Raw genomic sequence first — 13,374 nt, 5'->3', positions numbered from 1 at the left:
GCATGCAGCAAGACGACGCCATCACCGCCGCCAATTTCGCCCGCTACGACGCAACCGCGAGCAAAGGGCACTACGAGAGCTTCTTTCTTCGCGCCAATCATCCGACGCGCCCGCTGGCGTTCTGGATCCGTTATACGGTCTTCCATCCCGCCGCAGGCGGCGGCGCGCCGATCGGCGAATTGTGGGCCGTCCACTTCGATGGCGAAGAGGGCAGCAACGTTGCTGTCAAGCGCGAGGTTGGCGCGGAGAAGTGCCGCTTCGAACGTACGCGTTTCGAGGTGGCCATCGACGATTCTGCTCTGGCGGCGGGCCGCGCGGTCGGCAGTGCGGCCTCGCGCGGCCATCGCATCCGCTGGGACCTGGCGTTCGATGGTGACGAGCCGCCGCTCTTTCTGCTCCCGTTGCGGCTCTACGAGGCGAGCCTGCCCAAGGCCAAGAGCCTGGTGGCGCTGCCGATGGCACGCTTTCGCGGAACGCTGGACGTGGACGGGCGCAGCGTGCAGATCGACGACTGGACCGGCAGCCAGAACCACAACTGGGGCGAGCGCCACACCGATCAGTACGCGTGGGGACAGGTGGCGGGCTTCGACACGCACCCCGGCAGCTTTCTCGAAATCGGCACGGCACGGCTGCGGCTGGGCCCGCTGTGGACGCCGTTCATGACGCCGCTCGTCCTTCGGCACGCCGGCCGCGAGCACGCGCTGCACACGTTGGCGCACCTGCTTCGTGCCCGCGCATCGTTCGAATACTTCGACTGGAAGTTCCGCGCGGCTGGCGACGACGTTCGCGTCCACGGACGGATTTGCGCGCCTCGCGAATCCTTCGTGGGGCTGACGTACCTGAATCCGCCGGGCGGGACCAAGCATTGCCTGAACTCGAAGCTGGCAGCCTGCACGCTGAGCGTGTCCGTGCGTGAGGGTGCGGCGTGGTCGCCGCCGCAGACATTGTCGACGCAGCACCGCGCCGCTTTCGAGATCCTCACCGATGACCGCGGGCACGGCGTTCCCATCCTGGTCTGAACGACGGCCCGCCCGCCGCCGTTCTGAGACGCCGATCGGGCGGTTCTGACGACGCTGGACAGGCACGGAGGCCACGGCTATCGAGCGCGGATGGACCGTACGATCTTCCGTCAAGAGCATGAACAGTTCCGCGACGCGCTCCGTCGCTTCATCGCCTCCGAGATCACTCCGTTTCACGCCGAGTGGGAGAAGCGTCAGATCGTTCCGCGCGCCGTGTGGGAGAAGGCGGGCGACAACGGCTTCCTGTGTCCCTGGATGCCCGAAGAATACGGCGGCGTCGGGGCCGACTTCCTCTACTCGGTCTGCATCATCGAGGAGATGGCCAAGGCACGGGCCACCGGTCCGATGTACTCGCTGCACAGCGACATCGTCGTTCCGTACCTTTACAGCTTCGGCAGCGAGGAGCAGAAGAAGCGCTGGCTGCCCGGCTGCACCAGCGGGCGCCTGATCACCGCCATTGCGATGACCGAGCCGAATGCGGGCTCGGACCTGCAGGGTATCCAGACCACCGCGCGCCGCGTCGGCGACAACTACGTCATCAACGGCCAGAAGACGTTCATCTCCAACGGCCAACTTTGCGACCTGGTCATCGTCGTCGCCAAGACCAACCCCGACGCCGATCCGCCCTACACCGGCGTCTCGCTGATCGTGGTGGAAGCGGGCACGCCCGGCTTCGAGCGCGGCCGCAATCTCGAGAAGATGGGGCTGAAGGCGCAGGACACGTCCGAGCTGCACTTCAGCGACTGTGTCGTGCCCAAGGAGAATCTGCTCGGTGAGGAAGGCGGCGGCTTCTACTACCTGATGCAGAAGCTGCAGCAGGAGCGCCTGGTCTGCGCCATCGGTGCGCAGGCGGCCGCCGAGCTCGTCCTCTCCGACGGCGTTCGCTACTGCCAGGAGCGCAAGGCCTTCGGCCGTCCGATCTCCAAGCTGCAGCACATCCAGTTCCGCCTGGCCGAGATCGCCACGGAAGTGGAGCTCGGACGCAATTTCGTCGATCGCCTGATCGTCGAGCACATGGCCGAGCGCAACATCGTCAAGGAAACCTCGATGGCCAAGTACTGGGTCACCGAGATGCTCAAGCGCACGTGCGACGAGATCCTCCAGTTCCACGGCGGCTATGGCTACATGATGGAGTATCCGATCGCCCGCGATTACCTGGACGCTCGCATCCAGACGATCTACGCAGGGACGACCGAGATCATGAAGGTGATCATCGCCAAGCAGATGGGCCTCTAGGCGGCGCCGCCGCGGCGATTTGCGGCGTCGACGGTGGCTCGTGCGCTCCGGCGTAATTCCATACGCCCGCGCGCCGCGAACCGCCTCCGCCGCGTTCAGCTGCGCAGGCGGGCGAGGATGTCGCGCGTGGCCCGGCTCTTGTTGAGCGTGTAGAAGTGGATGCCCGGCGCACCGGCGTCGAGCAGCTCGCGACACTGCGCCACCGCCCAGTCCACGCTCAGCTTCTCGACGGTGTCCGAGTCTTCCCGGTACGGCTCCAGCTTCGCATGCAGCTCGCCGGGAATGATGGCTCCGCAGCGACGCGTGAAGCGCTCGATCTGTCCGAGGTTGGTGATGGGCATGATGCCGGCGATGATCGGAACGGTGATGCCTGCGTCGCGCGCCCTGGCCACGAAATCGAAATAAGAGCGATTGTCGAAGAAGAGCTGCGTGATGAGGAAATCGACGCCGGCGGCGACCTTCTGCGACAGGCGCGCAAGATCTTCGTCCATCGAGGCGGCCTCGATGTGCTTCTCCGGATAGCACGCCCCGGCCACGCAGAACGGCCGCTTCTGCTCGCGGATCAGCTCGACCAGCTCGCAGGCATACGACAGGCCTTCGGGATGCGGAACGAAGCTCTCCTCGCCGACCGGCGGATCGCCGCGCAGCGCAATGACGTTCTCGATTCCGGCCTTTTCGAGCCGGTCCAGCACCAGGCCGAGCTCTTCTCGGCTGGCGCCGACGCAGGTCAGGTGCGCCATCGCCTCCAGGCCCAGGTCGTTCTTGATGTAGGAAACCAGCTCGACCGTGCGGTCGCGGGTGCTGCCACCGGCGCCGTAGGTCACCGAGACGTAGTCGGGCCGCATCTCGCGCAGGTCGGCGAGGGTCGACAGCAGCATGCGGTCGCCCGCCTCGGTTTTGGGCGGGAAGAATTCGAACGAGAAAACGGGCTCGCGCCGCGACAGCAGGGAAACGATTCGCATTGGGTCGCGTGCGCTCGCGTGCCCTCTACTTGCGCTTGACCGACTGGATGACGATGTCCTCGGTCGGCCGGTTCTGGAACGCACCGCCCTTGTCGGCGGTGGGCGTATTGGCAATCGCGTCGACGACGTCCATCCCCTTGGTCACCTTGCCGAAGACGGCATAGCCGAAGCCTTGCGGCGTGGGGGCCTTGTGATCGAGGAACGCGTTGTTGGCGTGGTTGATAAAGAACTGCGACGTCGCCGAATCCACTACGCTGGTGCGCGCCATCGCGACGGTTCCGCGCTCGTTCTTCAGGCCGTTGTTGGCTTCGTTCTTGACCGGCGGCCGGTTCGGCTTCTGCATGCCGTCCGGCGTGAAGCCGCCGCCCTGGATCATGAAGTCCTTGATGACGCGGTGGAAGATGGTGCCGTCGTAATGCCCGGCCTCGGCATACTCGAGGAAGTTCTTGACGCTCAGCGGGGCCTTGTCCTGGAACAGCTCGATCTCGATGACGCCCTTGTTCGTCGTCATCACCACGACCGGATTGTTGCTCGCCGGCTCCGCGGGCTTGGCTTCGTCTCCTTTTTCGGGACTGGAGCAGCCGACCGCCGCCACCGTGAATGCGGTTAGCAGCATCGCGAGCAGGCGAGAGGGGTGCGGTGCATGAGCCATGATCGTTGCCTCCTGGTATGTGCAAGGACGCCGGGGCTGGATAACACGGACCTGCCCGGCGCGAAAGTTTACGTCACAGCCGGCGCAGCTTCCGGATCAGGCTGCCCAGCAGCCAGATGTCCTTGGCGCCGCCGCCGGTCAGCGTCCCGCCGATGTTGGAGACGATGATGTGCTTCGCGCCGGCCGCGACGATGGGAGCCACCTCGTCACGGATCTGCGACGGGCTGCCGGCGTACAGCGACGACAGCAGCATCTCGGCGGTGACGTCGCGCGCGGCCTGCTCGATGTGCTCCTCGGTCACGCGAGGTGGCACGATGTCGTAGAACCCGCCGAAGTTCTCGCCGAGCGGATGCGTCTTGCCGTGCTGCTTCCAGACCGGCCCCGGGACCAGCAGCGCCATGGCAGCGCCCAACCGGCTCTTCAGGGCCAACTCGATCATCTGGTCGCGGCTGTCGCCCAGGGCGGTCAGAATCATCTGACAGGGGACGAAGTGGTCCATGTTGCGCCCGGCATCGCGGCCGGCCGCGTGGATGGCATCCAGGCGCTGACGATACTCTTCGGGCGTCGCGCGCAGCGTGGGCAGCCAGCCGTCACCGTAGCGGCCCGTCAGGGCCAGCATCTTGGGCGCGTGCGCCGCGATCCAGATGCGCGGCTGGCGGCCGTTGTACAGCGGCAGGTTGAAGATCGCATCGCGCAGCTGCCAGAACCTGCCTTCATAGGTGACGGGCTCGCCGTTGCTGGCCCACAGCTTGCGGATGATGATCAGCGCTTCTTCGAGCCGCGCGACCTGCTTTCCCCACGGCAGGCCATAGGGCTCCACGTTCTCCCGCTCGCCGTTGCCGATGCCGAGAATGGCGTGGCCCTTGGAGATGTGATCGAGCGTGACGAACGACTGCGCCAGCGCCATCGGGTGGCGCCGGTAGGCCTCGGTGACGGCGGTGCCGAGGTCGACGCCGCGAAGACGAGTGGCCGTGACAGCCAGGATCTGCAGCGGATCAAAGAGGCCGTCGGGCGAGTGCACGACCTTGGCGGCGGGCGTGATCTCGGGCTTCCAAACGATAGCCGGGATGAATCCCATGAAATGGTCCGGCAGCCACAGCGACTCCGCGCCGAGAAGGCGAGCGATGCGCAGGCCGGCGTTGGTGAGCCAGAGAGGATGAAGGCAGCCGTCCTGATAACCAACGGTGATGCGTCCCATAACGAGGCCGCGCGCAAATGCGGGCCGTCTTCATCCCACGGCATGGCCGGGGATGCAACGTAGGCTCGCGCGCCGCGCGATGCAGGTTTTGACTCCGCTGGCATGACTCCGTAGCGTCGTGCGCCGCTTTTCCAAGCACGCAACGGAGTAACGCCAGGATGTCGGATCGGACAGTTTCGAAAGTGGCGCTCGACGACGTCGATGCGCTCGTCGCAGCATTGGAGACCATCGTGCAGCAGGCCACGGCAGCGGCTTCGCGCCGCACCGACGGTGGCAAGAACATCGATGATCACCAGGTGCATTCGGAGCGCATCGCTTATGTTGCCACCGAGGTGGCTGCAGCCAGGGCGCTGGCCGAATACGCACGTGCCGCCACCGATGCCGGCAGTGCCGACGATACGCTGATCGACCAGGCCGCCCTCGTGGCCGGAGAGATCGCGGCCAGATTCAGCGGCCAGATCGTGGCCGCCGGCGACGACTTCGACCTGCCCACCGGCGCGTTTGAGAACGCGATCGGCAACGATGCGATGCGCGCCCGCATCCGCGCGTTCGCCGACGAAGGCCGCGCGCGCTCGATCGGGCGCAAGGTCGGCGAACGGCGCGGAGCCAACAACGCCTGGCTGCCCGAGGACGACGTGGTGATGGTGCGCGACTCGGTGCGTTCCTTCGCCGAGAAGGAAGTGGGCCCGATCGCCGAGCGCATTCACCGCCACGACGAGCTGGTTCCGGAGTCGGTGATCTCGGCGATGGCTGGAATGGGCTATTTCGGCATGTCGGCGCCGGAGGAATACGGCGGCCTCGGCATGGGCAACCTGGCGATGATCGTGACGACCGAAGAGCTGTCGCGCGTGTCGCTGGCCGCGGCGGGTTCGCTGATCACGCGGCCGGAGATCCTGACCAAGGCCCTGCTCAAGGGCGGCACGGAAGAGCAGAAGAAGAAGTGGCTGGCTCCGGTCAGCGCCGGCGAGCTGATGGTGGGCATCTCGGTCACCGAGCCCAACGTCGGCTCCGACGTCGCTTCGGTCTCCTGCAAGGCCGAGCGGGCCGAGGTCGGCGGCAGGAAGGGATGGCTCATCAACGGCGCCAAGGCCTGGTGCACGTTCGCCGGGCGCGCCAACGTGCTCGCGCTTCTCGCGCGCACGAACCCCGATCCGAAGTCCGGTGCGCGCGGACTGTCGCTGTTCATCGTGGAGAAAGATTCCTTCGACGGCCACGAGTTCGAGATGCGCCAGAGCACCGGCGGCGTGCTCGTCGGCCATGCCGATGCCACGCCCGGCTACCGTGGCATGCATTCGTACACGCTGTCGTTCGAGAATTATTTCGTCCCCGAGGAGAACCTCATCGGCGGCGAGGGCGGGCTGAACAAGGGCTTCTATCTGCAGATGAACGGCTTTGCTGCCGGGCGCCTGCAAACCGGCGGTCGCGCCACGGGGCTCGCTCAGGCGGCGCTGGAAACCACTGCCAACTACACGCTCGACCGCAAGCAGTTCGGCAGCTCTCTGATCGATTTCCAGCTGACCCAGTACAAGCTCGGACGCATGGCCGCCTACACGCAGGCCGCGCGGCAGATCACGTACAAGGCTGCTCGCGCGATGGACAAGGACGAGTCGATCTCGCTCGAGCCGGCGATGGCCAAGCTCCTGGCGTGCGACGTTGCGGTGTGGGTCAGCCAGGAGGGCCAGCTCCTGCACGGCGGGTGGGGCTATGCCGAGGAGTACGCGATCTCGCGCCTGGTCGTGGATGCCCAGGTCCTGCCGATCTTCGAAGGCGTCAAGCCCATCCTCGAGCTCAAGGTCATCGCCCGCCAGCTGCTGGCCTGACCATCGGCGGGCGCCGAGCTCACGGGCGCCCGCCGCACGCCGCTGCAGGCGAAGCCGCGCACGAGCCGCAGATGCGCAGCCAGCACCGTACAAGCCTGGCCGGGAGCGGCCGCGCTTGTACGGCAGCCGCTGCGCCCGATCACGGAAGTTTCTGAATTTCCAACACTTTGTGCGAGCCATCCCGGTGGCCGCCGGGTTGCATTTCCTATCACCGAGACCGGCCCGAGGCAGGGCCGCCGTGGAGGTGGATGAGATGAGCAGTGCAACCAGCAGCGTCAAGATCGGCAACAAGGCTTCGGCCGCGCGTTTCGCGCGGACGCGCGCGCGGTCCTACATCGCGGCAACACGCCAGGACGAGCGCGAGGAGGGCCCGGGCGCGCAGCGCACTCCGGAGCGCGCTTTGATGATGGCCGTCCTCGAGGATGCCATCGCATGTTATGCCGGCCGCCTGAAAGCGCCGCGCGAAAACCCGAAGATCCTGCGCCGCCAGGCCGAGCACTGGCTGCAGTCCGAAGACTGGGACTCCCCGTTTTCGTTCAACAATGTCTGCGACGCCCTGGCCCTCGACCCGAAGGCCCTGCGCCAGCGCATTCTCGGGTGAGACCTGTCGGCGCGTGCCCCCTCGACGGCAAGTTTTTGCCTCGACCGGAGCCGCAGAGCTTGCATCCGCGCCGGCGCACCGGCTAGTTGACGGGCAACCGTGCAAGAGCGAAATGGTAGCGGCGCAGCCGTGCAACACGTTGGCTGCGCCGCTGCCAGTCCTGTCTGGCAGGACTGCGGCCGTCGGTGGGTACAGACGTGGGCAGTGCAAGCGCCGAGCAGACCAAGATCCTGGCCGAGGTCGCCCACGACCTGGCCAACCGCTTTCACCGCTTCTACTACTACGCCGAAATTCTCGGCCGCCTGCTGCCGGAGGACACCGGCGAAGCGCGCGACTATCTCGATCGCGTGCACGACACCGTTGAAGACATCGAACGGATGACGCGAGGCGCGCTGTCGTACCTGCGGCCGATGGAGGTGCGCACTGTGCGCGTGCAGGTTCGCGACGTCGTCGGCAGCCTGCGCCAGCACGTCGGCGACCGTGCCGTGGAAGTGGGCGGTCTCGAATCGGCCGGCGGGATGCCGGTGGCCGTCGACCCCTCGCGGCTTGGCGAGGCGCTCGGCCATGCCTGCCGCGCGGTCCTTGCTCATGCGCCCGATGCCGCACCGCTGCGCATCGATCTTCGCGCCGCCTCCGATATCGACATCACGTTTTCGGCCGAGAGCTCGCAGACCGAGGCTCTGCCGTTCGACCTATCATTGGCTCTGGCGGCCAAGATCCTTCGCCTGCATGGCGGGGATCTGGAAGTCGCCCCGGCACAGCCGGCCACGCTGAGCGTGCGCCTGCCGCTTGCAGATCAGGAGTAGCAACGCATGCCCCAACGCATTCTCGTCGTCGACGACGACCCGCTCATCTGCAGGCAGCTCGAGGACCTGTTCCGTGAACGGCACTACGATGTCGACGCGGCCGGCAACGCCGGCGAGGCGCTGGCCCTGCTCGAACAGTACGAGTACGCGCTCGGTGTGGTGGACCTGAAGATCCCGGGCACCGACGGCCTGTCGCTGACGCGCCAGATCCATGAGCGCTGGACGGATCTGGACGTCATCATCGTCACCGGCTACGCGTCCATCAAGGGAGCCGTCGAGGCGATCCGGCAGGGCGCCAGCGACTACATCACCAAGCCTTTCGAGCGCGAAGAGATCCTGCTGGCCACCGAAAAGATCCTCGAGAAGCGCCGCCTGCTCGACGAGATCAGCTACCTGCGCAGCCAGCTCTCGGACCGCTACTCGTTCGCCAACATGGTCAGCCGCAACCCGGCCATGCACGAGATCTTCCATACCATCGAGTCGCTCTCGCAGAACGACGCCACCGTGCTGATCTTCGGCGAGTCGGGAACGGGGAAGGAGCTGGCGGCGCGCGCCATTCATTTCCAGGGACGGCGAAAGAGCGGCCGCTTCGTCGCCATCAACTGCGCCGCCTTTCCCGACACGCTGCTGGAGGCCGAGCTGTTCGGCCACGAACGCGGCGCGTTCACGGGCGCGGTGCAGGATCGCGTGGGCAAGGTCGAACTGGCCAGCGGCGGCACGTTGTTTCTGGACGAGGTCGAGAGCATCTCGCTGTCGATGCAGCTCAAGCTGCTGCGCGTTCTGGAGCAGCGCGAGATCGAGAAGCTCGGCGGCAACAAGCTCGTCAAGGTCAACATTCGCGTGATCGCGGCGACGAATCGCGACCTCGAGCAGATGGTGGCGCGCGGCGAGATGCGCGAAGACTTCTTCTACCGCATCAACGTCGTCCCCATCCACATCCCGCCGCTGCGCGACCGCATCGAGGACATTCCGCTGCTCGTGGCCGAGATGCTCAAGAACAACCCGCTTGCTCGCGAGCGCAACATCTCGCGCGTCTCCAACCGGGCGCTGCAGAGCCTGATGTCCTACCACTGGCCCGGCAACGTGCGCGAGCTCGGCAACGTGGTGGAGCGCTCCATCCTCAAGACCAGCGGCCCCGTGATCAAGGAAGTGGACCTGCCCAACTCCGCCTCCAGCTCGGCCCCCGTGGCAGCGTCGCGAGCCCGAGACTACGAGCTGCCGCTCAAGGAGTTCCTCAAGCGAGTGGAGAAGGAGTACCTGGCCGCGGTTCTGCGCCGCGCCCGCGGCGGGATCGCCGCCACGGCCAAGCATGCAATGATCGATGCCGCCACGCTGCACCGGAAGATGAAGCAGCATGGGCTGCGGCGCGAGGAATTCCGCCGCTCCATCCGGGAGGTCGAGCACGCCTGAGGACGTTTTCGCCTCGATACCTGGTTGGGATCGATCGCGCCACGTGAGATAAGAAGTCGGTTGGACGCCCGTCATCGTGGCGCCAGCCGACAGGGCGCAGCAGGATGTACGCACACTTTTATCATCTGTCCGAGAACCCGTTTAACCTGACTCCGGACCCCAAGTTCCATTACATAAACGAGTCCACGCGCGAGGCGCTCGCCTCGATGATGTACGGCATCAAATCGCGCAAGGGCTTCCTGACACTGATCGGCGAGGCGGGCACCGGCAAGACCACGCTGCTGCGGCGCATCGTCGACGAGATCGAGGGCGAAACCCGCATCGTTTTCGTCTTCAACCCCGGCGTCAGCTTCGATGAGCTCCTCGAGTACATCTGCATGGAGCTCGGCATCCACACCGAGTCGCGCGGGCGCCTCCACCTTCTGGAGCGCCTCAACAAGTTTCTGCTCGAGCAGCTGACCGAGGGTGTGAACGTCGTCGTGATCATCGACGAGGCGCAGACGCTGGAGGACGCGGTGCTCGAGGAGCTGCGGCTCCTTTCCAACCTCGAGACCACCAAGGAAAAGATCCTGCAGATCGTCCTCAGCGGCCAGCCCGAGCTGGAGGAGAAGCTGCGGCGGCCCAATCTGCGCCAGCTGCGTCAGCGGATCGGCGTGCGCGCCACGCTCAAGCCGATGCGCGCCGACGAGATTCGCGCCTATGTGGAGACGCGGCTGCGGACTGCGGGCGGACAGAAGGCCGAGCTGTTCACGAGCGCGGCGCTGATGCGCTGCTGGCAGGCCGCGCAGGGCATTCCCCGCGTCATCAACGTCATCTGCGACAACGCCATGATGATCGCGTTCGCCGAAGGCAAGGATCGCATCACGACCTCGCTGATGAACGCGGCGATCCGCGATCTCGACGGCCAGACGCAGACGCAGGCCTGGATGATGCGCGTGCGAGAGGTGCTCTCGCGGCCGGCCGTCCGTTACGGCGCCGTCACCGCGGTGGTGCTGCTGACCGCGTACGCCGCCGGGCGCCTCTGGGGAGGAATGCGCACGGATGCTGCAGCGCCCGTCGAGGTCGCGTCGGTGCCGCCGCCGGCCGCGCCGGCGCCGCAACCCGCCTCCGCTCCGGCGACGCCGCCCGCGCCGGCGCCTGTGCCGGCGCCTGTTGCAGCTACGCCGCCTGCGGCCGCCACCGCGCCTGCGCCTGCTCCAGTGGCAGCAATGCCGCCCGCCGCAGCGCCCGTTGTCACAGCGCCGAACGCCTCGCCGCCACCCGCGACGCCTCCCATCGTCGATGCTGCCGCGGCTGCGCCGGCGCCCGCGCCAGTGGCCGAACCCGAACCGTCGCGGACCGCGCCAGCGCCTGCCGACGCGGCGCTGGTCATGGCCGATCGCGTACGCGCAGCAATGCCGCCAACCGGTGCGGAGCGCAGGAGCGCGCCGTCGGTGCCGGAGGCGCCTTCTGCCGTCGCCACCGCAGATTCCCAGCCGATCGACGCGTACGTTCCCGAGGTCTCCGGGGACAGCGGGGGGCAGGATACGGCGAGCGCCGAGCCGCGCTCGCTGACGGACGTGATGAGCGGCACCGTGCGCAACGCGGAGGAGCGGGCCCGCCGCGCCGCATCGAGGCTGTATGGCGGCAGCGATGCCGACCCCGGCGCTCGGCGGCCGCCGACCGCGGCCTCGGCGGCAGCAGAAGCGGCAGAGGACATCGGTGGCGAAGAGGCGGCCGTCCGCCCGCGAGAAGACGCGGAGGCGATGGCGCAGGCCGCACTCAAACCCAAAGGCGCGACGCCGCCCGTTGCCGCTCCGGCTCCGGCAGTTCCCGCCGCGGCGGCGGCCGAGGCCGCCAAGCCGCTGCCCCCCGAGGATCTCGGTGTGGCTTCGCCGCCGACATCTCCGCCGGCCGGCCTGGCGCAGGGGCTGGAAAGCGTAGCGTCGCTTTCCGGAACCAGGCCCGGCAGCAGGCCCCCACGCGCCGCCGGCACCGCCCGGCCTGTGATCGGGCGGCACGTCAAGGTCGCGCGCGGCGACACGGTGTGGGCCATCGCGATGCAGTACTACGGCACCGTCGATTCCTCCGTCCTGACCGAGATTTTCCGGCACAACGCCGGTATCAGCGACGCGCACGAGCTCAGCGTCGGCACCGACGTCTTCCTGCCGTTCCTCAGTCCCGAGCAGATGGTCGCGCCGGCCAGCGGCGGCGGTTACCAGGTCCTGGTCGCCGAGAGCACCGACGGCAAGTCCACCGAGCGGGCGGCGGCATGGGCCACGGCGGCGCTTCCGGGGCGGGAGCTCAAAACCGTCACGCGGGGAAAGGGAACGCCGGTGAAGACGATCTACGTCACCGGGTTCCCGTCGCGCGACTCCGCCCTGGAGGCGGCGCGTTATCTGCTTGGCCGCTCGTCGCGTTCTTCGCTCGAGCGCACCCCTGATCGCCTTGTTGAGCCCCGCGGCAGAGGGTAGTGTTAGCGCGCTGCGTGCAGTTCTTGGGATGAAAGTCCCACTTCCGGATGGTAAGATTTTCGCTCTTCGCATCCGGAATGACGTCCGTGCAAGCTTCGAGCGGCCGTCTTCGTGCAGCGGTGTCCGTCCGAGGAGAGCAAAGCACGCGGTGCGTTGAGGATTTGTTGTAAGTTTTTGCGGGATGCTCTATGCCACGGCAACGGATCGCGCCGGCATAGTGCTGGAATCTTCGGCTGATCGGGAACTCCGGCAGGTGAAGGGGATGCGTAGCCGCGAGTCCGAATGTCCGGGGGGCAGTTCGTGCATCTAGGAACAGTTCCCGAGTGCGGGGATGAAGGTCGCTGTCGAGCAACGGGCGGCGCGCGCCCCGGGGCAGCGCCCGACGCTCGCGACTTCTTCTTCAGATGCAGGATCGCCAGGCAGTGTCGAGACGACGAAAAGGCTGCATCGTAGTGTTGGTTGCGCCCGAGCCTGAGAGCGGACGAATTTCATGAAGTCACGAATACTGTTCCCGTTGCTGTCCGCGTTGCTGTGGGCAGGATGCTTCCCGAATTACTCGGGCATCCCGGCATACCAGCCGGCGCTGGCGACCACGCCCGAGCTCGGTGCCGCTCAGCCCGAGGCCCCCGCGCCGATCTACCGCATTCAGACTGGCGACAAGATCCAGATCACCTCGCAGTACCACGATGAGCTGGCCGGCGAGGCCACCGTCGGTCCCGATGGCCAGATCTCGGTACCGGGCGTCGGTCAGTTCCAGGCCGTGGGCCTGACCACGGACGAGTTGGAGGCCGACATCATGCGCCGCGCCTCCATCACCTATCGCAGCCCGTCGCTGTCGGTGCGGGTCAAGGAATTCACCAACTATCGCGCCTATGTCGGCGGCGAGGTGAAGAAGCCCGGTTACGTGACGGTGCGGCCGGGAATGACATCGCTGCGTGCGATCCTGGAGGCCGGAGGGACTGCCTACTCGGCGCGCCTCGACAGCGTGCTGCACATCGCGTGGAACCCGCAGGGCGGGTATTCTGCACAGCGCATCGACCTGAGGCGCGTGCTCGAAACAGGTGACACCAGCCAGGACCTGGCTCTCGGCCCCAACGACGTGGTCTACGTGCCAGCTACCTGGATTACGAACGCCGATTTGTGGGTGCGTCAGTGGCTCATCGATCTCATCCCGATCCGCGAGCCCACGACGCGTCTGACCGACTTCTGAGCGGGCC

Annotated in this window: 11 protein-coding genes; 8 read left to right on the top strand and 3 right to left on the bottom strand. The window is 66.8% G+C overall.

Translation table 11 applies throughout. The annotated features are described in order from the left end of the window. The first annotated feature begins 2 nt into the window (after positions 1 to 2). Together VEC57_19835 and VEC57_19830 are read left to right on the top strand one after the other, a co-directional pair. On the top strand, positions 3 to 1,019 hold the full coding sequence (locus tag VEC57_19835; GenBank protein ID HYC01394.1) for a hypothetical protein: 1,017 nt from the start codon (positions 3 to 5) through the stop codon (positions 1,017 to 1,019). Between the two features lie 90 nt (positions 1,020 to 1,109). Next, positions 1,110 to 2,255 carry an acyl-CoA dehydrogenase family protein gene (locus VEC57_19830; GenBank protein HYC01393.1) on the top strand — a complete coding sequence of 382 codons (1,146 nt, stop codon included), beginning with the start codon at positions 1,110 to 1,112 and terminating at the stop codon, positions 2,253 to 2,255. A gap of 95 nt (positions 2,256 to 2,350) precedes the next feature. Here the strand turns inward: VEC57_19830 and metF are convergent, their stop codons facing one another. The 3 genes from metF to VEC57_19815 all read right to left on the bottom strand — a co-directional run bounded on the left by metF (position 2,351) and on the right by VEC57_19815 (position 5,067). After that, positions 2,351 to 3,217, bottom strand: a complete 867-nt coding sequence (gene metF / locus VEC57_19825; protein ID HYC01392.1) for a methylenetetrahydrofolate reductase [NAD(P)H] — start codon at positions 3,215 to 3,217, stop codon at positions 2,351 to 2,353. 25 nt (positions 3,218 to 3,242) lie between these two features. After that, the gene (locus VEC57_19820; GenBank protein ID HYC01391.1) at positions 3,243 to 3,869 is read right to left on the bottom strand and encodes a peptidylprolyl isomerase; all 627 of its coding nucleotides are present in this window, start codon (positions 3,867 to 3,869) and stop codon (positions 3,243 to 3,245) included. Positions 3,870 to 3,942: 73 nt separating this feature from the next. Then, the gene (locus tag VEC57_19815) at positions 3,943 to 5,067 is read right to left on the bottom strand and encodes an LLM class flavin-dependent oxidoreductase (GenBank protein HYC01390.1); all 1,125 of its coding nucleotides are present in this window, start codon (positions 5,065 to 5,067) and stop codon (positions 3,943 to 3,945) included. 158 nt (positions 5,068 to 5,225) lie between these two features. Here VEC57_19815 and VEC57_19810 point away from each other — a divergent pair, with 158 nt between their 5' ends. The 6 genes from VEC57_19810 to VEC57_19785 all read left to right on the top strand — a co-directional run bounded on the left by VEC57_19810 (position 5,226) and on the right by VEC57_19785 (position 13,367). Beyond that, the gene (locus VEC57_19810) at positions 5,226 to 6,887 is read left to right on the top strand and encodes an acyl-CoA dehydrogenase family protein (GenBank protein ID HYC01389.1); all 1,662 of its coding nucleotides are present in this window, start codon (positions 5,226 to 5,228) and stop codon (positions 6,885 to 6,887) included. 253 nt (positions 6,888 to 7,140) lie between these two features. Next, positions 7,141 to 7,488: a hypothetical protein gene (locus VEC57_19805; protein HYC01388.1), complete on the top strand. Its 348-nt coding sequence runs from the start codon at positions 7,141 to 7,143 to the stop codon at positions 7,486 to 7,488. A gap of 185 nt (positions 7,489 to 7,673) precedes the next feature. Further along, positions 7,674 to 8,294, top strand: a complete 621-nt coding sequence (locus tag VEC57_19800) for a hypothetical protein (protein ID HYC01387.1) — start codon at positions 7,674 to 7,676, stop codon at positions 8,292 to 8,294. A 6-nt stretch (positions 8,295 to 8,300) separates the two neighbouring features. Beyond that, complete coding sequence (locus VEC57_19795; protein HYC01386.1) at positions 8,301 to 9,704, top strand: sigma-54 dependent transcriptional regulator; 1,404 nt, start codon at positions 8,301 to 8,303, stop codon at positions 9,702 to 9,704. A 104-nt stretch (positions 9,705 to 9,808) separates the two neighbouring features. Continuing rightward, positions 9,809 to 12,157 (top strand): AAA family ATPase, encoded by a 2,349-nt coding sequence (locus tag VEC57_19790; protein ID HYC01385.1) that lies wholly within the window; start codon positions 9,809 to 9,811, stop codon positions 12,155 to 12,157. Between the two features lie 490 nt (positions 12,158 to 12,647). Continuing rightward, positions 12,648 to 13,367 (top strand): polysaccharide biosynthesis/export family protein, encoded by a 720-nt coding sequence (locus VEC57_19785; GenBank protein ID HYC01384.1) that lies wholly within the window; start codon positions 12,648 to 12,650, stop codon positions 13,365 to 13,367. Positions 13,368 to 13,374 lie beyond the last annotated feature (7 nt).

The sequence above is a fragment of the Candidatus Limnocylindrales bacterium genome (genome assembly GCA_035626395.1).
GTDB lineage: Bacteria > Desulfobacterota > Binatia > UBA1149 > CAITLU01 > DASPNH01.
Note: the sequence above shows the minus strand (reverse complement) of the source record. Positions and strands in the feature narration are given on the sequence as shown.

Coding starts and splice junctions, on each gene's coding strand:
- VEC57_19820 (HYC01391.1), bottom strand. CDS start 3,869: ATGGCTCATGCACCGCACCCCTCTCGCCTGCTCGCGATGCTGCTAACC.
- VEC57_19830 (HYC01393.1), top strand. CDS start 1,110: ATGGACCGTACGATCTTCCGTCAAGAGCATGAACAGTTCCGCGACGCG.
- VEC57_19795 (HYC01386.1), top strand. CDS start 8,301: ATGCCCCAACGCATTCTCGTCGTCGACGACGACCCGCTCATCTGCAGG.
- metF (HYC01392.1), bottom strand. CDS start 3,217: ATGCGAATCGTTTCCCTGCTGTCGCGGCGCGAGCCCGTTTTCTCGTTC.
- VEC57_19790 (HYC01385.1), top strand. CDS start 9,809: ATGTACGCACACTTTTATCATCTGTCCGAGAACCCGTTTAACCTGACT.
- VEC57_19815 (HYC01390.1), bottom strand. CDS start 5,067: ATGGGACGCATCACCGTTGGTTATCAGGACGGCTGCCTTCATCCTCTC.
- VEC57_19785 (HYC01384.1), top strand. CDS start 12,648: ATGAAGTCACGAATACTGTTCCCGTTGCTGTCCGCGTTGCTGTGGGCA.
- VEC57_19810 (HYC01389.1), top strand. CDS start 5,226: ATGTCGGATCGGACAGTTTCGAAAGTGGCGCTCGACGACGTCGATGCG.
- VEC57_19805 (HYC01388.1), top strand. CDS start 7,141: ATGAGCAGTGCAACCAGCAGCGTCAAGATCGGCAACAAGGCTTCGGCC.
- VEC57_19835 (HYC01394.1), top strand. CDS start 3: ATGCAGCAAGACGACGCCATCACCGCCGCCAATTTCGCCCGCTACGAC.